This is a genomic window from Cytophaga hutchinsonii ATCC 33406 (assembly GCF_000014145.1).
GTDB classification, from domain to species: Bacteria; Bacteroidota; Bacteroidia; order Cytophagales; family Cytophagaceae; genus Cytophaga; species Cytophaga hutchinsonii.
This window is the reverse complement of sequence record NC_008255.1, coordinates 583,482-604,481: the sequence shown is the minus strand read 5'-3', so window position 1 is coordinate 604,481 and position 21,000 is coordinate 583,482. Positions and strand designations below refer to the sequence as shown.

The following is a 21,000-nucleotide window of genomic DNA, read 5'->3' as shown; positions in this document are numbered from 1 at the left end:
GAATCATAATTCATAATTCATAATTCATAATTCATTTCGCCGCGGCGAATCATAATTCATAATTCATAATTTTAAAAATGAAACTGATACACGCGAACTGGTATATGAAAAACATAACCGGTTTATTCAGCAAAGATAAGGGAGCCAATAGAGGATTCACCGCGCAGTATGCCGTGTTCTGGATCTTCTTCAAGGATAAAAAAGATATGACCAATCAGGTACTGCTCAATCATGAACTCATTCATCACGAACAGGTAAAGGAACTGACACCGTTTTTATTCCTTCCGGTTTATTTAGGAAATTATGTAATCAATTTATTCAGATATAAATTTGATACCGATAAAGCCTATCGGAATATTCTTTTAGAAAAAGAAGCCTATCAAAATGAAAATAACCACACCTACCGCCGGAACAGAAAACGGTACGCATGGTTATTTAAATGATGAATGATGAAAAATTGTATTAAGACATGCATTTATAATTCACCATCTTATTTATTTGTTACATACATATAACAGCAATGAAGCGCAGCAGCTCTTGTAATAGCAGTAATCGCACGTCATTGGAATTTGTTTTTTGTTATTTGTATTTTTTCATGTTATTCGTAAAACGACACTTCACCATTATCCATATCGTAATAGGCGCCAACGATTTTTATTTCACCGGCATCTTCCATCTCCCGTAAAACAGGGCTTTGCTGACGAATATTTGCAACCGTTACTTTTACATTTTCACGAACAACCAGATCAACAAACTGTGAATTTTTAGATGTTTGGTCACCTTGAAAATCGCAGCATCTGTCAACAGCCGGCCGTATTTTCTGAAGCAGTGCTGTAAGATTGCCCAGCTGCACATTATCAATAGCACCTTTAATCGCGCCGCAATATTCATGACCAAGCACAAGCACTAATTTTGCACCGGATACTTTACAGCTGAACTCCATAGAACCAAGAATATCTTCATTCACGATATTGCCGGCTACACGGGCAACAAACATATCGCCGATTCCTTTATCAAATACATCTTCGATCGGTACACGTGAATCTACGCATGATAATACAATAGCTTTCGGGAACTGACCGCTTACTGCATCTCTGATCTGTTTGGAGTGATCGCGCATGGTTAAGCTGCCGGAACAAAAACGCTTATTCCCTTCTTTTAAACTCGCGATTACTTCATCGGGTGTTAACTGTTTCTGTTCTTCCGCAGAAAGAACACGTTCGATTAATGGTTGCTGACTCATTGTTTTATAGCGTATGGTGTATAATGAATATTGAAAAATAGGAAATGAAATCGAATGGTGCAATACCGATTTACCGGCAGTAATTAAATAAACGCCGCTGGGGCAAACATTTGTCTGTGCCTGATAGAATCCGGTTGCCCTTCACCGTGGTCTGTGACACACAGAACACCTTCACCGTGTTCTGTGACACACAGAACACCCAAAGCCCTATATAGTTAATTATTTATTGTTCTGGTCTTTTAGCAGATTATACTTGTCCAGAAATAAACTTCTCCTATACGCATGCGTGAGCTTCGGTTTGGTTTTACATATGAATTAGTTTGTACATTTATATATATTCATTATTAACTCAATCTGTAGTGAATGTTCTGTGTGCCACAGACCACGGTGAGAAGAATCCGGTTGACTGTATGGATAAGGCACAGGCGAATGGCTGCGCCTTATCCATACAGGTATTATTTTAGCTGTACATATTTTTCTTTGCACGCGCTGCTGCAAAATCCCCAGATCTGTCCGCCGATAAGTGCCGTATCAGCTAAATGCCCCTTTACAGGCATATGACAGATGGGATCGGTTTGATTTGTAACAGCAGAAATATCTACCTGCACAGAATTATCTGATGCCTGCATGGGTGCTTTTTCTGTACACGAAAACAGTAGCGGTACACAAAGCAATACAATAAGCTGTTTCATCTTTTATCGTTTATCTGTTAATGATTTAATAAAATTGACCAGATCCTCTTTTTGCTGCGCATTCAGATTCAATGGCTGGATAATGGGGCTTTTATTCGGATGCCGGACACCGCCCCTGCTGTAATGTTCAACAACTTCCTCAAGTGTTTGAATACTTCCGTCGTGCATATATGGAGCAGTCATCTCCGCATTCCGCAACGAAGGCACTTTAAACTTTCCGATATCAGAAAGATCCTGTGTAATACGCGCTCTTCCCGAATCGGCATATTGCATATACAGCCCGTTATTCCTGAAACTGTAATCGGTAAACAGCGCTCCCTGGTGACAATGAAAACATTCGCCCTCTTCGCTGAAGAATAAATTCATCCCTCTGATCTCTGATGCACTCAGCGCATTCCCGTTTCCGTTCTGCAGATAATCATCGTAGCGGGAATCCGCCGCAAGCAACGTCCGCTCAAAACAGGCAATTGCACGCGTAAGGCTATACACGCCTGGCTCCTGATCATACGCCTGCTGAAACAGGTTTGCATACAGGGGATGTACCTTCAGCTTTGCAACAATGGAATTTACATCAAAGTCAAACTCATCGTGATTATCAATCGGAGCGATCACCTGCTGCTCTAACGTAGGATTACCTCCATCCCAGAACATAGACGGCTGGTAGGCAACATTAATCAGTGATGGCGCATTCCGTGTGCCTTTTCGTCCTTCGATCCCGACACTCACTTTTAAATTATCCGCAAAGAACTTATCCGTCTGGTGACACGTAGAGCACGACACCGAACTGTCTCTTGAAAGTATGGGATCAAAGAACAGCATCCTTCCCAATTCTATTCTGTTTTTTGTCGGCTGGTTATCTGCGGGAACATCGGGATACAACAATCCCTTCGGCACCTGCAGTGAGATGATTTTATTACCCTCAGCGATCTCATCTGCCGGGTCATTTCCTCTTCGGCACGATAACAGAAGTATACACCAGAGGAAAATAAAACATCCTCTGGTATATATAGTACACGTTGTATTTTGCTTTATCATATGAATAGCAAAAACATATTATTCGGTAAGGGTAAACATGGCGGGTATATTATCTGCCATTCTGGTAGCCAATGGCATGGAGCCCATGGTATGCGAAGCATTTTCTGTTTTCAGAGCAATGCCTGTAAAGAGCTTGTTGATATCTGAATGCACAGACAATACCTTAGGCGCATCTGCAGATATAGTAAAAGCTTTGTTGGTAAGGGATACATTGCGTAACAACGGGTCCATACCTATGTGGAAGAACATGCCATGGCTGTATTGTCCAAAGGTCAGCACATCATTGTTAACAGCAGTTGTATCACACGTTCCTTCCATGGATAAAAAGATGTAGCCGGAATTCCAGCTCCAGTGTATCCCCGGACTTTGAATCGCTAATGGATGTGCTGCTGGATACACGGTAGGATCTGCGTGATTGGTCACAGCATCCAGGCCTACAGCAAAACGGATTCCTGCATAATCACCGGCAGGAACATTGCCCAGCGCATAATCCGATGTATTGGCATTTATCAACAATACTTTTCCTGCAAGGGCGTGTTCCGTTCCATCTTTTTTAACAAGACGGATATCAGACATGTAATACCTGAATGACGCCAGTGTATACCGCACATTATTTTCAGTTGTAAAGGAAGTATTAAACTTCAGTGTATCTGCGCCGGCCATTGGCGTAAGCCTTAGTGTTAACGCCTGCACCGGAGTTTCAGGAACCGGTTCTTCTTTTTTATCTTTCTTACAGGAAACCATAAAGCCCGTAAGGGCAACGAATAATATGAATCTTATCAGTGTTTTCATTTGAAGTAGATTTTTAAACAGCACACCCAGAGTATCGATATAATTATCCAGGTATGCTTTGTATAAATAATAATAGAATATGCAGCTGTCCGCCAGTCACCTGTAGAGCGCTGTCTGGAATGCCTTTCTAGACCTGTTTTAGATATTTAAGGACATAGTAATTCCTGGTCTGTATATGAATACAGATCTGAAATACGAAAAGAAATAATACGTTGATTATTTAACAACCATCTTTTGTGTATACAGCGTACCTTCAGAAGTTGTTACCTGCACCAGATACATGCCGGGTGTATAGTGTATAGAATACACGTCCTGTTCCTGAACAAACCGGTCTTTCACATGGCCATTGTAATCATAGATGATGATTTCTTTCACGCTTCCGCTTACATTTTTTGTATCCAGCTTAAATGCTCCGGATGCAGGATTCGGAGCTATCAATAATGCTGTATAATTTACCGGAGTACTGCTGAATAACGAGGTAATGGTTGTTATCTCAGACAGGGCATTTGAGTATAAACCATTATTTTCCGTTGAAACAAACACACGTGTTTTAACAAAATTAATTTTTGTAACATCTGTAAAGCTTGGTAAGTTAAACTGGTTTCCGCCTTCATTCCACGTAGCTCCGTTATCGGGACTTACCAGCAAGCCGCCTTTGCAGCTGGCCCATATATGACCTGCATAGCTTGCCAATGCCTGAATCTGCATACCATTCAGATTTAATAAAGTTGTATGGGAAATGATGGTAGGTGCCGTTGCCGACCAGCTGATCTGAGCCTTTGCGGAATCTGAAACGAATACACCTGAACCATCTGTACCTGCATATATTTTAGTACCTAAAGCTGTAACAGAAGTTACATTCAGGTTTGATAAACCGGTATTGTATGCTGTCCATGACGTACCTGTTTCTGTTTTTATAAACACACCACTACCTTGTGTGCTTAACAGAATATTATTTCCGTAAAATGCCATTGACGTTGGCTTAACATCCGAAGGCAATCCGCTCTGTATGGGAGTCCATTGAGGCAGACCTACAGACGCTCTGAAAACATTACCGGCAGCATCAATAATATATAATATATCATTTGAATAAAACACTTTTTTAATGTTTGGATTCTCCAGGCCGGTATTGATCGCTGTCCAGTGCTTACCGGAATCTGCAGTAATAAATACACCTGAGTATGTTGTTGCCGCTACCAAAAAGTGTTTCGCAATAACCAGATCATTAACATGTGTACTGTCTTCCAGACCAAGATTTGCGGAAACATAACTGGCTGCAATATCTCTGCTTACACGTACGCCCAGTTCTGTTGCTGCTACAATAAAGCCTGTGCCGCTTGTAACCATGGCGGTTGTTTTCAAATTATTAAAATTTATATTCATCCCAGACCAGGAAACAACAGGTAAATTTGTTTTATAAATACCATACAGCCTTGTACCGCTGACAAGACCATTTTTAAAAGGTTCAACTGTTTTCACCGGAAGACCTGCTAAACCTGTTGATATGCTTGTCCAGTTAATAACCGAAGCGGAAGACGTATATACTCCTTTATTGGTAGCTATATACCAGTTTGCACCATTGTTTGAAATATACGCAACTGTTTCATTTGAAGGAAATCCGGCAGCAGCTGTATAAACAGGTGTATTGGTTGTGCTTACTGTTTGCGCAATAAATAATCCGTTTTCATTCAGAACCATTAAAGCATCCGTTGCTGCATTGTACGATAATGCTGTAGTACCGGCAATGTGTTCTGTATGTACATCATTAAATTCAATCCATGAAGCACCCGTATTATCTGTTGCATACACACCGCCATCCTGAGCTGTTACAAAAATTCTAGCACCTGCTTTTACAATCCTTGTAATATCCAGATGATGCAGATCTCCGTTAACGGCCTGCCAGCTTGCACCGCTGTTGGTTGTCAGAAATAATCCATTAGTGGTTCCTGCCAGCAGTGTCGTTTTGCTGATCGCGATCAGGCTGGTAACATGTAAATTTGTTAACCCGGTATTTACTTTGTTCCAATAACGGTCGGAACCTACATAGCCATTTAAAACGAAAATGCCGCTGTCTGCTGTTGCTGCAAACAGGTTTACACCCGTGTGTGCAATAGCTGTTATTTTTCCGCTCTTTAACCCAACCGGCCTTGCGCGCCATCCCACCAATAATGCACTTGTACTTTCGAATACACCACCTTCTTCAGTACCCATATAAACCGTATCCCCTGCTACCACCGTACACGTAATGCTTCCGCCAAATGGTCCTTTTGAACCAAAATGTGCGTGACTTGCAACCGGTGTGCCTAGTACAAAAAGAACACAATAAAGCATTGTACTGATCTTTGTATTAATATATTTTTTCATTGTTTGTAAATTAAAAGTTAGCATGTTAAAACGTGTAATAAACTAATTATTCATACACGTTATGCCGGCGGGTGAAAAAAGTCTATGGCAATTTCTTTTACATGCAAGAATACATAACCCGCATATTTTTTTTGAAATAATCCGGCAGCAGATATATTTAAACATACATGCCGGACAAAATACAGATCGATTTTATATTTTACATATGTTTGAAAAGAAGCTGTTTTGTCTTCTGATTTTTTCAATTGACTTTTTAGATAGCACTTGCCTTTACATGTACTCTTCGTATCAAAACGGTTCACACATATTTCTTTTGCTACATAGTCCTGATTTATTTTAAACCGAAAATAAATCAGTGTATTCATACTTATCTGAAGCATGAATACAATCATCATACATGCGGAGAAATAAATAACTATGTTTTTATGCAGAAACATGTTTATTCATTTTCATATTTAAATGCATGCACAATATTATCGGCTACCGTAACCGCTATCGGCCAGGCCTGTCCATTGTCCGGCCATGAATTCTGCTCGGAAGTAGTAATGCTTAAGTTAGCCGCATCCGTCAGGTCAACACCAATAAACAATTGCGAATAATCTACCAGCATATGCACATAGCCCGTTGTATTTGGCTGCACAGAGTAATTCTGATCGGGCATCACAACCTGTTTTAACTGTGCATCGGTACCGATCTTATAGGTGAACGGCGCCATCTTGCCAACCAGTGCAGCCGACGTATCGATCTTGCCGGAGCAGTTCATGAAAATATAATTATTCTGCTGCGCAGTATTGCTGAACCACATACTCTTATCATTCAACGGAACGCTCCCGCCTGATGTTTGTGCGTTAATAGCAGGTAACAATCCGGCTTTAAAACGAATCGTTCTGTAATTGCCTACCGGAACATTTCCCAAACGATATACCTGATCAATAATGTTTGTTAAGATAATGGTATCCTTAATGGGATAAATAGTACCGTCGCGTTTTACCAGTTCAATGTCCGATAAAAATACCTGAGCCATAGATAGCGACATTTCTCTCCCTTCTGTTGTGCGGTAAATAATATCATATCCATCTACTTCATTTTCCCCGATGTAGGTATGTAAATGAAGATTAACAGGAGCTGTAACAACGGTATTTGCCGGTGAAGACGGATCATCCGCTGCAGATTTTTTGCAGGCAGCAGCGAGAAGTGCAAGTGTGATAATAAGTGCGTATTTCATAACAGTAACGTTAAAAGACAAGTGTATAATTTAAATGAATCGTTGAAGAAGCAGCCGTTTGAATGCCATTGGCTTTCTGATATAAAGGCAAACCGCCTTCTATTCCGATTTTATTTTTACCTAAGAAATAGAAATTCACACCGGCATAACCTGTAATTGTTTGTCCGCCGTAATTATATGGATTTGCCGAAGGTTCATTGTATGCATATAACGTAGGGTCTGAACCGCTGATACTGCCTGTTGTATTGGCTTCTGCACGTAAGGATGTGCTGAACCAATCCAACCAGCGATAACCAACCCAGTTATTAAAGGAATATTTATTTCCGAGTTTATATCCGACTGTATTGTAGCCTGTACGTATAGCAGCACACAGCTGTGAACTCGCCATGATCTTATTGTGCTGAAAGGTATATGTTAAACCCGGCAGCACATCCCAGGTACCTGATCCCTGCTGCATCATATAAGGATAGCGCTGCTCTGGATACATACTTGCTGCACCGCCTTTTGTTTGTATCGATCCCGTAGGAATAGTAATACCGCCGGAAACAAGCAGGTGATGATTAAAAGAATTTACCAATGCATACAGGGCTGTTACAGATACATCCCCCAAGCCTGAAGCCTTCATGTCATGCGCCATACCCGACGACATAGGTACGCCATTGTGCACATGGGCAGAACCTTCCGGTGCCTGCATGTTCATCGTTGAACGGTTATATTCAACCATACCCATTAACGTAAGATTTTTTGTGAGCCCGTACATAGCCATCAGCATATGCATGTCCATATGCATGTTATCGGAAGACATGAGGTAATCCTGATCGTAGACCTGATCGTTTGTAACCGGCCGCCCGTTTTGCTCAATTCCTTTTCCACGCATTCCCATATAGCGGTAGGATAACATCCACTCTCCTTTTGGATGTACGTGACTGATCATCACACCTGCGGGTGTGGCATCTTTACTGCATAAACAGGAAAGGCAGGCCGGGGTTGTTATACTTGAATCTGACTGCGCAGATACACGTATTGTATTTACTCCTGCAAACAGCAGCAGCAAACAACATTTTGTTATCATGTTCATTTGAATACTTATACTTATCGATAAAGAATACATGCTCCTGTGTGAGCACGTGCGATGTATTAAGTATTTACTGAGGAGGCTGAATGATACGGTCTGCAGGCGATGTGTACGCATGCATCTGATACGCATCCAATGACGTTAGCTGTGGTATTTCTGTAACTACCGGTGCAACAGCAAAAGACTGTGTTGTACAAAACAATACAACTTCTTCAAGACCTTTTAAAACAGAAGGTATTGTCTGTTCCTGTTTTTCCTGCTGCTCCATTTTTTTGATCAGATAACACTTACCGTTACACGTTGATGCCGGTTTTGCTTTATTGATACAAAGAACAGAAGCAATATAATCCTGGTTGATGTTGTAGTAGGCTACATACAGTGATTTTATACTGCTTTGCAGCAGTATAAATAAAACCAACAATATGATAAAGCCTTTTTTCATCCGTTCAAAGCTAAAAAGTTTGTTCTGGATAAACAACAGATTTTACACATAAAGCTGCAGCTTAAACAAAATTATATCTTAATTATCTGAATAATAGATTTAACAATCCGCAATAAACGTATATTTACGTTATTGAAATTATCCTAATTTAACAGAACCCCATGAAAACTTCTTTTTTTATTCTCTGCTTCTTTTGCGTTATGTTTTTAACGCAGGCACAACTTGTTACCATACCCGATGCAAACTTTAAAGCAGCCCTTATTGCCGAAGGCGTTGACAAAAACAACGACGGAAAAATCCAGATAAGTGAAGCTTCCGCGGTAACCAGGCTCAATATATACGGCAAATCAATTACGGACATGACCGGCATTGAAGCATTTATAAATGTTACAGACCTGACCTGTTCGGACAATCCCTTTACCTCATTGGATATAAGTAAAAATACTGCTTTAGTTAATCTGTACTGCTCAGGCACGCAATTAACAACACTGGATGTATCAAAAAATACCGTTTTAAACTCATTGGACTGTTCGTCCAGTCTGTTTCAATCGATTGATGTTTCTGCCAATACCGATTTAGAATTTTTGAATTGCAGTTTTAATTCGCTTACTGCATTGAATGTGACTAAAAATACCAAGCTGATGGCATTAAATTGCCAATTCAATCAGCTAACAGCTCTTGATCTGTCTAAAAATCCCCTGTTGCTTGGTCTATCGTGCTATTCTAACCAGCTTCCGTCTCTTGATGTGAGCTTGAATACCGCTTTAACAAATCTGAACTGTTACGGCAACCTGTTCACTTCATTTGACATCAGTAAAAACCTTGCACTGATAAATTTCAATTGCAGTTCAAATCAAATAACAAGCCTGGATATAAGTAAAAATCAAGCGCTGTCAGAATTGGATTGCGGCGCAAATCTGCTTACTGCTATAGATATAAGTAAAAATCCCAGCATACAATTTTTTAAATGCTGCTGCAATAATTTAAGTGTTATAGATGTTTCTGCAAACAGCAACATTACATTGCTTTTCTGTTACAGCAATCCAATAACAACACTTGATGTAAGCAACATAACCAATCTTGAATATCTAAATTGTTCATCCTGCCCGAATCTTTCAACGGTTTGTATCAATACAACAGATCAGTTAAAAAGTACCTCTTCCTGGTGGTGGAGTAAAAGTCCGGAAACAGCATGGAGTACAACATGTGCACTGGCAACCGATGTTAAAGAGCGCAATACGGACAGCTCAAAAACATTGGTTCGTGTAGTAACTGTATTGGGTAAAGAGATCAGTGCCGAACAGGCAACGAATGGTGTATATATTTATCAATACAGTGACGGAAGCACCATGAAGATCATGAAATAAAAAAATCGCTGGCTATAAGGTGTAAATTGTTTGCCTTATAGCCAGCGATAACTATTTTACATATGTATTTTTAAGGATTTTTTTCAATCACCGCATTCATGCGGGCATCGGCTGCATCCAGACGTGCGATATCTTCATCTGTAAAAGTTGCTGCGGCCTTTTTGATTTTTTCTTTCAGAGAAATTGTCTCATCCCGTAAAATTGCAAATGCCTGTTTATTATCTTTTTGTTCTATATCAGAATAATACTGTTTGTTTTGTGTAATCAGTAAATAATCAATATAGCGCTCTGAAAACACTTCATACTTTTCTATCAGCTGAACACGTGTGGCGTCCGGCATTTTTTTAAATTTCAAAACACGCGGCACATAATCCCGGATCACATCTTTATTAATGTGTGCCGCTGTATCCTGCTGAACAATGGTTACAGCGGTGTCTTTCTGACTGACAGCAGTTTCTTTTGTTTCTGCCTGTTCCTTACAGGAAACGATCAGCATCAAACTGCTTACACATACAATCCAATATGCTTTCATACTAGCTTATAATATTATCACTTTTGAAATAAGTTATTTTTTTATAAATAGCCTTTTAAATTTCATCCAAAAATCAATTTGCCTAATAGGACTTTCAATAGTTGCTATTTCTTGTTTATTCATTCTTACACGAACAGATTTCTTCAACTTTTCATTGTAACTTTCTAACGCCTGCAATCTTATATTATCCAAATTCAGCGTGCTGCCAATTGCTATGGTTGTTAAATGTTCTTTCTCCGTCCAGTTATCCTTTGTAATCATCCATTCCGGTAATATTTCTTTTAAATACGTATATTCTTTGGCTTGAAATAAAAAATCAACGTAATCGTTAATCGGAAATTTAAACACACAAAAATAATCATGCTTATTTTTTTTCCAATCATTTATTTCATTTTGAGTATACTTACATTGTTCTACACTCTCTCCAATTAATTTTATAACATTTCTTTTATTTGGATGATCTGTGTGGTTTAAATAATCAAATACGTTTTTTAAACCAAAAGCCAATAAATATTCAGTATCAAATCCAATAGAAGAATCATAATCTGTCATTTTAGAATCAATGAATTTCCATATGTCCTCAACATGATCGAATTTTGTTAATATGAAAGCTGCTAAATATAAAACGTCAACTTCATAGTCATCAACATCCCGTGCTGATTGTCTTAGTTTTTTTTCTTCATAAAACAGATAATCTGCTATTTTATAATCATTCTCCTGACAATCATTATAAAGTGCTATTAAAATTCGATTTCTGTTAATTTGATTTCGATTATTGTCTTTTGCAGCATCTATTGAATACAGATTAAGAGATTCAGGATTTTTCCTTAAATTATCTAGCTCTTCTTTATATCTCTGTTCTACATTCATACTATGCAGGCATTTACTTACTAACGGTCTATCTCTCCCATTACAATATCAAACGAACCAAGAATGGCTACAAGATCTGCGATCATTACATTTTTTGAAATGGCCTGCAGCACGGATAAATTCACAAAGCTCGGGGCACGCACCTTACAGCGGAAAGGAATATCTGTATTCCCGGTTGTACGGAAAAAGAATCCCAACTCCCCTTTCGGATTTTCTGCACGTACGTAAAAGTCCATTACCTTCGGACGGATTTTTTTAGGAACGATTGCCTGCGGATCAAATTCGCGCGTACGTTTGTGTTCGCCCAACAATTTTTCCAGGCATTGCTCTATGATCTTTACCGATTCAAAACATTCTGCAACGCGTACATGTGTCCTGTCCCAGCAGTCGCCGGTAGTACCTACTGCGCCGGTGCCAACAGGAATATCAAAATCAATTTCCGGATATACCGAATACGCATCTACTTTCCGTAAATCAAATTTCAAACCTGACGCACGCAGCATGGGTCCTGTAATACCGTAATTAATGGCCAGGTCAAGCGGCAGTACACCAATGTTGGCGGTACGTTCAATAAAAATTTTATTATCAATGATTACTTTCTGAAGTTCTGCAAGCTTTGGTTTTAAATAGCTGATAAAATCTTTGCAGCGTTCTTCAAAGCCTACCGGCAGATCATAAAACAAACCACCTACCCAGATATAATTATAGAGCATCCGCGCTCCGCTCACCCATTCAAGCAAACGGTTAATATGTTCTCTATCACGCATCACCCAAAGAAAAGGCGTGAACGCCCCAATATCCAGGCCGTATGTACCGATTGCAACAAAATGCGAAGAGATCCTGTTAAGTTCAGCAACCAGGACACGTATGTATTCAACACGTTTCGGAATATCATTTTCAATACCCAGCATACGCTCAACACCCATTGCATACGCATGTTCAGAGTTCATAGCCGCCAGATAATCCATGCGGTCCACAAACGGGATTACCTGGTTGTAGGGAAGTTTCTCTGCATGCTTTTCATAGCAGCGGTGCAGATAGCCCATGTGCGGGATCACATCTTTTACAATTTCTCCATCCGTAAGAATTTCCAAACGCAACACACCATGTGTAGACGGATGCTGCGGACCCATGTTAATAATGATCTCACCGCGTTTCAGATTTCCGACATCCAGCACCAATGGTTCCGAAGACTCCATGTGAAGCGGATTGTATGTATAGTTTAAGTGAGTTTCTGCCACGTTAGTACGCTACTTTAATACCGTGATAATATTCCTGTTCTGTATAGTCCTTGCGCAGCGGATAACCTTCCCAGTCGGCCGGCAGCAGTATGCGTCGCAGATCCGGATGCCCTGAAAACCGGATGCCGTACAGATCAAACGCTTCGCGTTCATGCCAGTCGGCCGTGCGCCATACCTGTTCTACAGAAGGAATTTCAGGCAGTATGTCTTTCCCATCTCCTCTTTCTGCTTCTACTTTTATAACCAGAAACAAATGAAAAGGGATAGAATATAAATGATAAATTACTTCAACGGTATTTTTCACCGGACCATTATCCAGACCGGTTAAGCACGACAACTGATCAAAGAAAAACCGTTCGTCATCACGCAGAAAGAAACAGATATCTTTTAAGAACGCTTTCTGAACAAGTAATTGCGGTTGTGCCAAAGCAGCCTGTTCACCGGTAATGGCGGCCTCACCGAAGCGTTCAGCAATGGCCGCTTTTATATCCTGAAACGTATAACTCATGCAATATTTTTTTCTTTGGCATGCGTTTCCAGAAAGCGTTCAACCGCTTTGGGCGCTACCAGTGTTTCTTTTCTGATCTTTTCCTGTAATTTTAAAAAACCGCCGATAAGCGCTTCAGGCCTCGGCGGACAGCCTGGTACATAAATATCAACCGGCACAATACGGTCCACCCCTTTCACTACGTGATAGCCATGTTCCCAATACGGACCGCCGCAGTTGGAGCAGGATCCCATTGAAATAACATATCTCGGTTCAGGCATCTGTTCGTACAAACGGCGGATGCGGTCCGCCATCTTAAAGGTTACGGTACCGGCAACAATCATCACATCCGACTGGCGCGGGCTTGGGCGCGGGATTACGCCAAAGCGGTCCAGATCATACCCCGATGTAAACGTCTGCATCATCTCGATCGCACAGCACGCCAGGCCAAAGCTCATAGGGAAAAGCGACGACAAACGTGCCCAGTTCAGCACATCTTCCAGTTGCGAAACGACAATGCCGCCTTGTCCAAATTTATGATCGAGTAAACTCATGAATGTTTGATTTTTCACCTACCCTGCAAGGGAGTAGTTTCTTAAGCATTAATCTTTTTTATGTATCCTTTGAAGGTTAAACCCTTTTCCGGCTGCGCATATTTTTCATTGATGGCCTCATATAGATTCTTCGGAACCCTGGAAACAAACGCATCTGCTTTCACTTCAGGTTTGTTCCAGTCCAGATATCCCTTGCGCCATACATACACAAGACCAATAAATAACAGCGTAATGAAAATCAGTATTTCAATGAGTGAAAAGATTGTCCATGCACCTTGTGTAGCTGCATCCAGCCTGTGATCACCGTACACCGTAGCGATTGGAAATAAATAAATAACCTCCACTTCAAACAACACAAAGATCAGCGCAGTCAGGTAATAGCGTGCGTTCATATTTACCCAGGCTTTGCCTACCGCATCTTCGCCGCATTCGTACACCATCAGTTTTTCAATATTCGGGCGGTTAGGCCGCAGCAGTGCAGCCACACCAACACCAATAAGTACAAACACAATACCGGTGATGATAAACAGGAGAATAACGCCGAATTCTGAAAGCTGTGAGGAAGTTTCAGTCATTTTAAAGGTGCTTATTTGAATAATTGTTTGAAATCTATGAAAGAAGAAACAAACTGAATGAGTTGATCCATAAACAATACCGTTAAGGGCGCCCAGAAACACGCGCTTAAAAACATGTAGAGGATAATTTTCTTTTTGTGTTCACCAAAAGATATGGCTATTAAAGCGCCGCCAATAGGCGAAAAGAGTACCGGTGTAAGGAAAGCAACGCCGATCAAACCTCTTTTGTTCCACACACGTACAATATTTCTGGTTTTAGGGGAAAATGTTTTGCGGTTTTTAAAAAGCGTTCTTTTTAAAAAACCATAAAATAAATCACCCAGTAAAGTCGTCAGCAGTACCACGGTAAGCATCATTCCGATTACCATCAGAATAATGATTTCCCAGTTGCTGAGCGAAAAAGCTTTCCCTATGAATGGCGCAAATCCAAACTTAGCGGAACTTACTAATATGACAGTTACATACTGTATTGCTTTTTCTAACATAGGACAAATATAAGCCCAAATGCCCATAAATACGAACGAATAATCAATTGCTTTTGCACGCCGGATCGATGATAAGAAGCTTATCTACCTTAAAAACAGTACCAAACAATATTAAAATTTGAATAATCCGTTAAAAGATTCTTGGCCGCGGTTGGCACGTCTACGTACAAACGAATAAAAAATATGTATTATAGTTTCTTAAGTAAACTGCCAGCCACTGCCTATAAGCCATCGGACCGCAAAAAAACCTTCCTGATCAATCAAGATAGGCCTCTTTTAACCGTTGGCTTTAGTCAACGGTTAAAAGAGGGTTGGCGCGTTTACGCGCAACCGAATAAAAAATATGTATTAGGGTTTCTTAAGTAAACTGCCGGCCACTGGCTATAAGCCATCGTGCCGCAAAAAAAAACCTTCCTGATCAATCAAGAGAGGCCTCGCTTCATTACCGTTGGCTTTAGTCAACGGTTAAAAGAGGGTTGCCAGTTTGCGTACAACGGAATAAAAAATATGTATTATGGTTTCTTAAGTAAACTGCCGTCCACTGGCTATAAGCCATCGGACCGCATAAAAAACCTTCCTGATCAATCAAGATAGGCCTCTTTTAACCGTTGGCTTTAGTCAACGGTTAAAAGAGGGTTGGAGCGTTTACGCGCAACCGAATAAAAAATATGTATTATGGTTTCTTAAGTAAACTGCCGGTCACTGGCTATAAGCTATCGGACCCCGTAAAAACGTTCCTGATCAATCAAGAGAGGCCTCGCTTCATTACCGTTGGCTTTAGTCAACGGTTAAAAGAGGCTTGCCAGTTTGCGTACAACGGAATAAAAAATATGTATCATGGTTTCTTAAGTAAGCTACCGGTCACTGGCTATAAGCTATCGGACCCCGTAAAAACGTTCCTGATCAATTTAAGAGAGGCCTCGCTTCATTACCGTTGGCTTTAGTCAACGGTTAAAAGAGGCTTGCCAGTTTGCGCAATAAACAACTACGCACAATCAAGTATTGCTCAGGCGCAAACGTGCCGGACCCTGGAGTAAAATAAGGTTATTATGGTTTCTTACCATCTGGCTGCAGCCAACCGTAAAAGAACTGTCAAGAGAATAAATGCATTCAACATTAATGCCCTATATTTGCACCACTCATCCTATAAAAAATGATTCGTACCATTACTTTTTTCAGTATCCTGGCTGTTCTTTTGCAATTCCAATCAAAAGCACAAAGTACCTATATCCCCTTAAATACAGGCGCTTACCATCTTACAGACCGGTATGAGGTGTTAAGCGGACGCATTGACCCGGCCATACACAGTTCTCTAAAACCTTATAACAGAGCTCACACCATTCAATTTATTGATTCATTGCCCACAGAAACCATCCAAACAAAAGCGGATAGTTTTAACATCAATTATTTCAACATTGATTCCTGGGAATGGTCGAACAGCAGCGCAGCAGCTTCGAAAAAGCCCCTGTTGAAATATTTCTACGAAAAACAAGCCGATGCCTATTCTGTCAATATAAAAGACTTTGACCTGCATGTGAACCCTGTATTGTATTTCCAGGGCGGCAACGGCGCCGGTAATACACAGCGCAACTATACCTTTACCAACACCAGAGGTATTGAGATCCGCGGACGGATCGCGAACCGCGTAGGTTTTTACACCTTCTTCGCAGATAACCAGGGAGCATTTCCGAATTATGTAAACGATAAAGCAGCCTATTATACACCCGAAGGTTCACCAACGCCAATTGTTCCGTATGAAGCCTTTTCAAAATTTTTCAAAACCAATGGATATGATTTTATCACCGGCCGCGGTTACATCACGTTCGAACTGGTAAAAAAATACATAGACATGCAGTTTGGCTATGATAAAAATTTCATCGGGAATGGCTATCGATCCCTGGTGCTCTCGGATGCCGGCGCACCATATACGTTTATGAAATTGAATACACGTGTCTGGAAATTGCAATACCAGAACATCTTTGCGCAAATGACCGCAGATGCACACGGAGCAAATGAATTGTATCCTAAAAAATATACTGCTTTCCACCATTTATCACTGAACATCGGCAAGAACCTTAACATCGGTTTGTTTGAATCCATTGTGTTTGGCCGTGCAGACTCTACCAGACAAGGTACTTTTGACATCGGTTATCTGAACCCGGTGCTCTTCTACCGTTCCATTGAGCAGGCAAACGGCAGCAGCGACAACTCCATTCTCGGGATTGATTTTAAATACAATTTCTTAAAACATTTTTCTTTCTACGGACAGATCGTGATCGATGAAATGATCTTCCAGGAAGTTAAAAACCAAACCGGCTGGTGGGCTAATAAACAGGCGCTGCAGCTTGGGCTGAAGTATTTCAATGCACTGGGCATAAAAAATCTGGACTTGCAAGCTGAAACAAATATTGTGCGGCCATATATGTACCAGCACGCGAATTACTATACCAGCTACACGCAATACAATCAGCCGCTTGCCCACCCGATGGGCGCAAACTTTACAGAGTTTATCGGTATTGCCCGTTATCAGCCTTTACCCCGCTTAATGCTGCAGGCTAAAGTATTTTATACGATCCTGGGAGACGACAGCACCACAACCAAAAACGATGTGCAGAACAACAATGGCGGAAACATCTTCAAAAGTTATACGCCTATTGCGGAAGCAAATACCTACAACAATAAAATCGCTCAGGGCATCCGTACCAATATTCTGTTCTTAAGCGCACAGGCAAGCTATCAGGTTCGTCATAATTTATTCGTAGATTTGACGTATATATACCGGAAACAAGACAGCGAACTCGCTTCGCGCAACCAGACAACCAATTACATCTCCTGCGGCGTACGATTAAACATTCAGCCCCGCACCTACGAATTCTAATACCGTTCAATGAAAACATTTAACCGAATACTCGCGTTTGCCAAGCCTTATCCAAGGTTTGCCGTTCCCTATTTTATTTTCGCAATGGCTTCCACCCTCTTTGGCCTGGTGAACTTTGCATTCTTAATGCCCATTCTGGACTTATTATTCAATGCAACAAAATCCCTGGAAAATTTAACGAAACCGGTACCAGGTTTTAATATTGATTATTTCAAAGGTATTCTGGATTATTACACCGCATCCTTGATTCAGGAATATGGCAAAAGTACAACGTTGATATTCATTGCGCTTTTTCTGATCAGTACAAATTTTCTTACCAACATCTTTAAATATTTTTCGCAGCTCATCAATACCCGTTTGCGTGCAACGGTTATTTATAACATGCGCGAACGTATGTTTGATAAGGTAGTGAAGCTGGATGTAGGTTATTTTACCAATCAGCGCAAAGGCGATCTGATGTCGCGTATGACAAATGATTTAGGTGAAATAGAAAACTCCGTGATCGGTGCCTTACAGGTATTTTTCAGAGATCCGTTCAACCTGGTTATTTATTTTATTACGCTGTTAATGATCCAGTGGGAATTAATGCTTTTTACGCTGCTGATCCTGCCAATAGCAGGTTTGGGCGTTTCCATCATTGGTAAAAAATTAAAAAAAGAATCCGAAGAAAGTCAACGCTCCGTTGGGCATATCCTGTCGCTGATCGATGAATCCATTAGTGGCATTCGTATCATCAAAGGATTTATTGCCGAAAAATTTGTCATTAATCGGTTTAATGATCAGGGGAAAAAATATGCAGATCTGACAAACTCCATGGGTAATAAAAGAGAACTTGCTTCTCCGTTAACAGAATTCATGGGCGTTACCATCGTTGCGATCATCTTATATATCGGAGGCAATCTTGTATTCTCCGGAAAAATGGAAGCAAGTACCTTTTTCTTATTTATTATCTGCTTCTACAAAATACTTGAACCGGTAAAAAGTCTTGCCTCTTCCATTACATCCATCCAGCGCGGCATTGCAGCCGGCGACCGGATTTTTGACATCCTGGATCATCCGGTATCTATTGAGGATACTCCATCGGCAAAAACACTCTCTGCATTCACTACGGGTGTAAGCCTGAAGAACATTGGCTTTAAATATGAAGAACATGAAGTATTGAAACATATTTCCATTGACATACCAAAAGGAAAATTGATTGCACTTGTGGGACCAAGCGGCGGCGGTAAATCTACCTTAGTCGACCTCATTCCGAGATTCTATGACCCGGCAACAGGCAGCGTAGAAATTGACGGTGTCAATATCAAAGACTATACACTGAATTCCTTACGTTCGTACATTGGTATTGTAACGCAGGAATCGATTTTATTTAACGATACTATTTTTAACAACATTGCTTTTGGTCTGCCGAACATTACACAGGAAGATGTTGAACGCGCAGCACGTATTGCCAATGCGCATGAATTTATCATCCGTACCGAAAAGGGATATCAGACTTCTATCGGCGAGCGCGGTTCTAAATTATCAGGCGGACAGCGTCAGCGTTTAAGCATTGCCCGTGCGGTATTAAAAAATCCGGACATCTTAATTTTAGATGAAGCAACATCTGCCCTTGATAATGAATCTGAAAAACTGGTACAGGAAGCATTAAATTATTTAATGAAAGACCGTACGTCCATTGTTATTGCACACCGTTTAAGCACCATCCGTCACGCCGATATGATCCTTGTACTGGACAAAGGCCAGATCAAAGAACAAGGCACCCACGAACAATTGCTGGCGCAGGAAGGCATCTATTACAAATTACACCAGCACGCCAGCGAAACCGGCGGCATGATCATCGAATAACGCGGTAGGGGCTGGCGGCGCCAGCCCCTTTGAAAAAAAAGTCTGGCGCAGCCAGCCCCCTACTGTCCCGTCATCCATTTTTTAAATAAACCGCCCCATACTACGCGCAACGATGACGGCGGGGTTTTATCTGCATACATTTTTTCTCTTTTCAATTCGATCAGATCGTATAATTTTTCTGCGAGCTGGCGTTCATGAAAAATATAATAATGCAATTCTTTGTGAATGGTCTGCAGCATCATTTCTTCATACCAGGCACTGAGTTCCCTATCTGCATAATCCTCGAAGCCCATTTTTTCAAGTACCAGATCCGTAAAATTGGTATAAAATTTTTCGGTATTTAATCCAACCGATTGCAATCCTTCGATTAACCGGTGATTGCGCATGTCTGCCAGCAGCAGGATAATTGTCTCCTTACGATGTGTGGTGTTTTTTTCCATAGACTAGATAACTAAAACGAACAATAGGCAGTGATGAAAAAAAATGCATAACACATGCCTTACATATTTGTAACCGAAAGATACAAATCAAATTTTAATAGTCCTATATATAGTACTATTAAAATGCATAAATCTATCGATTTTTGATCATGTCACTGACGAAAGAGCATTTTTTAAAGACCATAGGTAAAAAAATCAAAACCTTGCGTGAAGCAAAGGGTCTTTCTCAGTATGCTTTAAGTGACGAATCCGGAATTTCGCGCAGCCAGATTGTGCGGTTAGAGAACGGCGACCTGAACTGTACGCTCGCAACACTGCTGGTACTGGCAGAAACGCTTGGGGTTGAACCAAAGGACCTGCTGGATGTGTAAGGCTTTGTAAGGGCGAATTGCATTCGCCCGTGGACTGTGTTACCGCCTCAACAGTTATATACATACAATCTCTCAAGAGGCACCAAGCATTATATATAACAACACCCGCATCTACTGATTATCTGACTGCTTAAATCCTAACTACTTAAAAAAAGCAAATCTCTTTTTAGGTTTTATAAGAAGATTCGTTTGCAGGTGTTTTTCTTTGCTTCAAGTACTTCATACAGGCACGTGGCTAAATACAGCTCATGTTTTCTGAATGTATTCAGATCCGTATTAAACAACGTATACACAGAATCTTCATACCAATTAAAGAGCAGATCTTCATGCTCTTTTGCAATTTCCATTTTTGCAAAGATCAGATGGGTAAATTTTAATAAGTTTTTTATGACCTTTCATAAAAAATAATATATGGAAAAGGCTAAAAATGAAGCTTTAGACTCAAGACTGGAAAAGGTTGGTCGGAATAATGGATTTACGGATT

General features: G+C 40.6%; 23 protein-coding genes. 5 read left to right on the top strand and 18 right to left on the bottom strand.

Annotation, left to right across the window (positions count from 1 at the left end; all coding sequences use genetic code 11):
* The first annotated feature begins 77 nt into the window (after positions 1–77).
* Positions 78–443 carry a hypothetical protein gene (locus CHU_RS02610; RefSeq protein ID WP_011583930.1) on the top strand — a complete coding sequence of 122 codons (366 nt, stop codon included), beginning with the start codon at positions 78–80 and terminating at the stop codon, positions 441–443.
* Positions 444–598: 155 nt separating this feature from the next.
* Here the strand turns inward: CHU_RS02610 and CHU_RS02605 are convergent, their stop codons facing one another.
* The 9 genes from CHU_RS02605 to CHU_RS02565 all read right to left on the bottom strand — a co-directional run bounded on the left by CHU_RS02605 (position 599) and on the right by CHU_RS02565 (position 8,868).
* Positions 599–1,243, bottom strand: a complete 645-nt coding sequence (locus CHU_RS02605) for a carbonic anhydrase family protein (RefSeq protein ID WP_143143959.1) — start codon at positions 1,241–1,243, stop codon at positions 599–601.
* Positions 1,244–1,698: 455 nt separating this feature from the next.
* Positions 1,699–1,935 (bottom strand): hypothetical protein, encoded by a 237-nt coding sequence (locus CHU_RS02600; protein WP_011583927.1) that lies wholly within the window; start codon positions 1,933–1,935, stop codon positions 1,699–1,701.
* 3 nt (positions 1,936–1,938) lie between these two features.
* Positions 1,939–2,970, bottom strand: coding sequence for a cytochrome-c peroxidase (locus tag CHU_RS02595; protein ID WP_011583926.1), 1,032 nt, complete (start codon positions 2,968–2,970; stop codon positions 1,939–1,941).
* 18 nt (positions 2,971–2,988) lie between these two features.
* A complete protein-coding gene (locus CHU_RS02590) occupies positions 2,989–3,762 on the bottom strand; it encodes an MbnP family protein (RefSeq protein ID WP_041932146.1) in 774 nt (257 codons plus the stop codon).
* A gap of 216 nt (positions 3,763–3,978) precedes the next feature.
* Positions 3,979–6,126, bottom strand: coding sequence for a T9SS type A sorting domain-containing protein (locus CHU_RS02585; protein WP_238379330.1), 2,148 nt, complete (start codon positions 6,124–6,126; stop codon positions 3,979–3,981).
* Between the two features lie 59 nt (positions 6,127–6,185).
* Complete coding sequence (locus CHU_RS18750) at positions 6,186–6,491, bottom strand: hypothetical protein (RefSeq protein ID WP_148206038.1); 306 nt, start codon at positions 6,489–6,491, stop codon at positions 6,186–6,188.
* A gap of 74 nt (positions 6,492–6,565) precedes the next feature.
* A complete protein-coding gene (locus CHU_RS02575) occupies positions 6,566–7,351 on the bottom strand; it encodes an MbnP family protein (protein ID WP_143143958.1) in 786 nt (261 codons plus the stop codon).
* Positions 7,352–7,361: 10 nt separating this feature from the next.
* The gene (locus CHU_RS02570; protein ID WP_143143957.1) at positions 7,362–8,429 is read right to left on the bottom strand and encodes a transporter; all 1,068 of its coding nucleotides are present in this window, start codon (positions 8,427–8,429) and stop codon (positions 7,362–7,364) included.
* A gap of 67 nt (positions 8,430–8,496) precedes the next feature.
* Positions 8,497–8,868 (bottom strand): hypothetical protein, encoded by a 372-nt coding sequence (locus tag CHU_RS02565; RefSeq protein WP_049755424.1) that lies wholly within the window; start codon positions 8,866–8,868, stop codon positions 8,497–8,499.
* Positions 8,869–9,029: 161 nt separating this feature from the next.
* Between CHU_RS02565 and CHU_RS02560 the strand changes: the two genes are divergently transcribed.
* A complete protein-coding gene (locus tag CHU_RS02560; RefSeq protein WP_011583919.1) occupies positions 9,030–10,235 on the top strand; it encodes a leucine-rich repeat domain-containing protein in 1,206 nt (401 codons plus the stop codon).
* A 70-nt stretch (positions 10,236–10,305) separates the two neighbouring features.
* Here CHU_RS02560 and CHU_RS02555 read toward each other — a convergent pair whose 3' ends face one another.
* From CHU_RS02555 to CHU_RS02525, 7 genes are read right to left on the bottom strand one after another with little or no spacing between them, the layout of a single operon-like run.
* Positions 10,306–10,767 (bottom strand): hypothetical protein, encoded by a 462-nt coding sequence (locus CHU_RS02555; protein WP_011583918.1) that lies wholly within the window; start codon positions 10,765–10,767, stop codon positions 10,306–10,308.
* Positions 10,768–10,800: 33 nt separating this feature from the next.
* Positions 10,801–11,637 carry a hypothetical protein gene (locus CHU_RS02550; protein ID WP_011583917.1) on the bottom strand — a complete coding sequence of 279 codons (837 nt, stop codon included), beginning with the start codon at positions 11,635–11,637 and terminating at the stop codon, positions 10,801–10,803.
* A 20-nt stretch (positions 11,638–11,657) separates the two neighbouring features.
* Positions 11,658–12,836, bottom strand: a complete 1,179-nt coding sequence (locus CHU_RS02545) for an NADH-quinone oxidoreductase subunit D (protein ID WP_011583916.1) — start codon at positions 12,834–12,836, stop codon at positions 11,658–11,660.
* 43 nt (positions 12,837–12,879) lie between these two features.
* Positions 12,880–13,386: an NADH-quinone oxidoreductase subunit C gene (locus CHU_RS02540; RefSeq protein WP_011583915.1), complete on the bottom strand. Its 507-nt coding sequence runs from the start codon at positions 13,384–13,386 to the stop codon at positions 12,880–12,882.
* Complete coding sequence (locus CHU_RS02535) at positions 13,383–13,919, bottom strand: NADH-quinone oxidoreductase subunit B (protein WP_041932144.1); 537 nt, start codon at positions 13,917–13,919, stop codon at positions 13,383–13,385. The genes CHU_RS02540 and CHU_RS02535 overlap by 4 nt, the downstream gene beginning before the upstream one ends.
* A gap of 41 nt (positions 13,920–13,960) precedes the next feature.
* The gene (locus tag CHU_RS02530; protein ID WP_011583913.1) at positions 13,961–14,494 is read right to left on the bottom strand and encodes an NADH-quinone oxidoreductase subunit A; all 534 of its coding nucleotides are present in this window, start codon (positions 14,492–14,494) and stop codon (positions 13,961–13,963) included.
* Positions 14,495–14,505: 11 nt separating this feature from the next.
* On the bottom strand, positions 14,506–14,979 hold the full coding sequence (locus tag CHU_RS02525) for a hypothetical protein (RefSeq protein ID WP_041932544.1): 474 nt from the start codon (positions 14,977–14,979) through the stop codon (positions 14,506–14,508).
* 1,153 nt (positions 14,980–16,132) lie between these two features.
* Here CHU_RS02525 and CHU_RS02515 point away from each other — a divergent pair.
* Entirely contained in the window at positions 16,133–17,857 is a 1,725-nt protein-coding gene (locus tag CHU_RS02515; RefSeq protein ID WP_011583911.1) for a capsule assembly Wzi family protein, read from the top strand.
* Between the two features lie 9 nt (positions 17,858–17,866).
* On the top strand, positions 17,867–19,705 hold the full coding sequence (locus CHU_RS02510; protein ID WP_011583910.1) for an ABC transporter ATP-binding protein: 1,839 nt from the start codon (positions 17,867–17,869) through the stop codon (positions 19,703–19,705).
* A gap of 59 nt (positions 19,706–19,764) precedes the next feature.
* Here CHU_RS02510 and CHU_RS02505 read toward each other — a convergent pair whose 3' ends face one another.
* Positions 19,765–20,145: a hypothetical protein gene (locus CHU_RS02505; protein WP_011583909.1), complete on the bottom strand. Its 381-nt coding sequence runs from the start codon at positions 20,143–20,145 to the stop codon at positions 19,765–19,767.
* 149 nt (positions 20,146–20,294) lie between these two features.
* Here CHU_RS02505 and CHU_RS02500 point away from each other — a divergent pair, with 149 nt between their 5' ends.
* The gene (locus tag CHU_RS02500) at positions 20,295–20,516 is read left to right on the top strand and encodes a helix-turn-helix domain-containing protein (RefSeq protein WP_041932142.1); all 222 of its coding nucleotides are present in this window, start codon (positions 20,295–20,297) and stop codon (positions 20,514–20,516) included.
* A gap of 173 nt (positions 20,517–20,689) precedes the next feature.
* Here CHU_RS02500 and CHU_RS19515 read toward each other — a convergent pair whose 3' ends face one another.
* On the bottom strand, positions 20,690–20,863 hold the full coding sequence (locus CHU_RS19515) for a hypothetical protein (protein ID WP_011583907.1): 174 nt from the start codon (positions 20,861–20,863) through the stop codon (positions 20,690–20,692).
* Between the last annotated feature and the right edge of the window lie 137 nt (positions 20,864–21,000).

Excerpts from the sequence above, each read along its gene's own strand:
- CHU_RS02610 (WP_011583930.1), top strand. The coding sequence starts at position 78 with ATGAAACTGATACACGCGAACTGGTATATGAAAAACATAACCGGTTTA.
- CHU_RS02605 (WP_143143959.1), bottom strand. The coding sequence starts at position 1,243 with ATGAGTCAGCAACCATTAATCGAACGTGTTCTTTCTGCGGAAGAACAG.
- CHU_RS02600 (WP_011583927.1), bottom strand. The coding sequence starts at position 1,935 with ATGAAACAGCTTATTGTATTGCTTTGTGTACCGCTACTGTTTTCGTGT.
- CHU_RS02595 (WP_011583926.1), bottom strand. The coding sequence starts at position 2,970 with ATGATAAAGCAAAATACAACGTGTACTATATATACCAGAGGATGTTTT.
- CHU_RS02590 (WP_041932146.1), bottom strand. The coding sequence starts at position 3,762 with ATGAAAACACTGATAAGATTCATATTATTCGTTGCCCTTACGGGCTTT.
- CHU_RS02585 (WP_238379330.1), bottom strand. The coding sequence starts at position 6,126 with ATGAAAAAATATATTAATACAAAGATCAGTACAATGCTTTATTGTGTT.
- CHU_RS18750 (WP_148206038.1), bottom strand. The coding sequence starts at position 6,491 with ATGAATACACTGATTTATTTTCGGTTTAAAATAAATCAGGACTATGTA.
- CHU_RS02575 (WP_143143958.1), bottom strand. The coding sequence starts at position 7,351 with ATGAAATACGCACTTATTATCACACTTGCACTTCTCGCTGCTGCCTGC.
- CHU_RS02570 (WP_143143957.1), bottom strand. The coding sequence starts at position 8,429 with ATGAACATGATAACAAAATGTTGTTTGCTGCTGCTGTTTGCAGGAGTA.
- CHU_RS02565 (WP_049755424.1), bottom strand. The coding sequence starts at position 8,868 with ATGAAAAAAGGCTTTATCATATTGTTGGTTTTATTTATACTGCTGCAA.
- CHU_RS02560 (WP_011583919.1), top strand. The coding sequence starts at position 9,030 with ATGAAAACTTCTTTTTTTATTCTCTGCTTCTTTTGCGTTATGTTTTTA.
- CHU_RS02555 (WP_011583918.1), bottom strand. The coding sequence starts at position 10,767 with ATGAAAGCATATTGGATTGTATGTGTAAGCAGTTTGATGCTGATCGTT.
- CHU_RS02550 (WP_011583917.1), bottom strand. The coding sequence starts at position 11,637 with ATGAATGTAGAACAGAGATATAAAGAAGAGCTAGATAATTTAAGGAAA.
- CHU_RS02545 (WP_011583916.1), bottom strand. The coding sequence starts at position 12,836 with ATGGAGTCTTCGGAACCATTGGTGCTGGATGTCGGAAATCTGAAACGC.
- CHU_RS02540 (WP_011583915.1), bottom strand. The coding sequence starts at position 13,386 with ATGAGTTATACGTTTCAGGATATAAAAGCGGCCATTGCTGAACGCTTC.
- CHU_RS02535 (WP_041932144.1), bottom strand. The coding sequence starts at position 13,919 with ATGAGTTTACTCGATCATAAATTTGGACAAGGCGGCATTGTCGTTTCG.
- CHU_RS02530 (WP_011583913.1), bottom strand. The coding sequence starts at position 14,494 with ATGACTGAAACTTCCTCACAGCTTTCAGAATTCGGCGTTATTCTCCTG.
- CHU_RS02525 (WP_041932544.1), bottom strand. The coding sequence starts at position 14,979 with ATGTTAGAAAAAGCAATACAGTATGTAACTGTCATATTAGTAAGTTCC.
- CHU_RS02515 (WP_011583911.1), top strand. The coding sequence starts at position 16,133 with ATGATTCGTACCATTACTTTTTTCAGTATCCTGGCTGTTCTTTTGCAA.
- CHU_RS02510 (WP_011583910.1), top strand. The coding sequence starts at position 17,867 with ATGAAAACATTTAACCGAATACTCGCGTTTGCCAAGCCTTATCCAAGG.
- CHU_RS02505 (WP_011583909.1), bottom strand. The coding sequence starts at position 20,145 with ATGGAAAAAAACACCACACATCGTAAGGAGACAATTATCCTGCTGCTG.
- CHU_RS02500 (WP_041932142.1), top strand. The coding sequence starts at position 20,295 with ATGTCACTGACGAAAGAGCATTTTTTAAAGACCATAGGTAAAAAAATC.
- CHU_RS19515 (WP_011583907.1), bottom strand. The coding sequence starts at position 20,863 with ATGGAAATTGCAAAAGAGCATGAAGATCTGCTCTTTAATTGGTATGAA.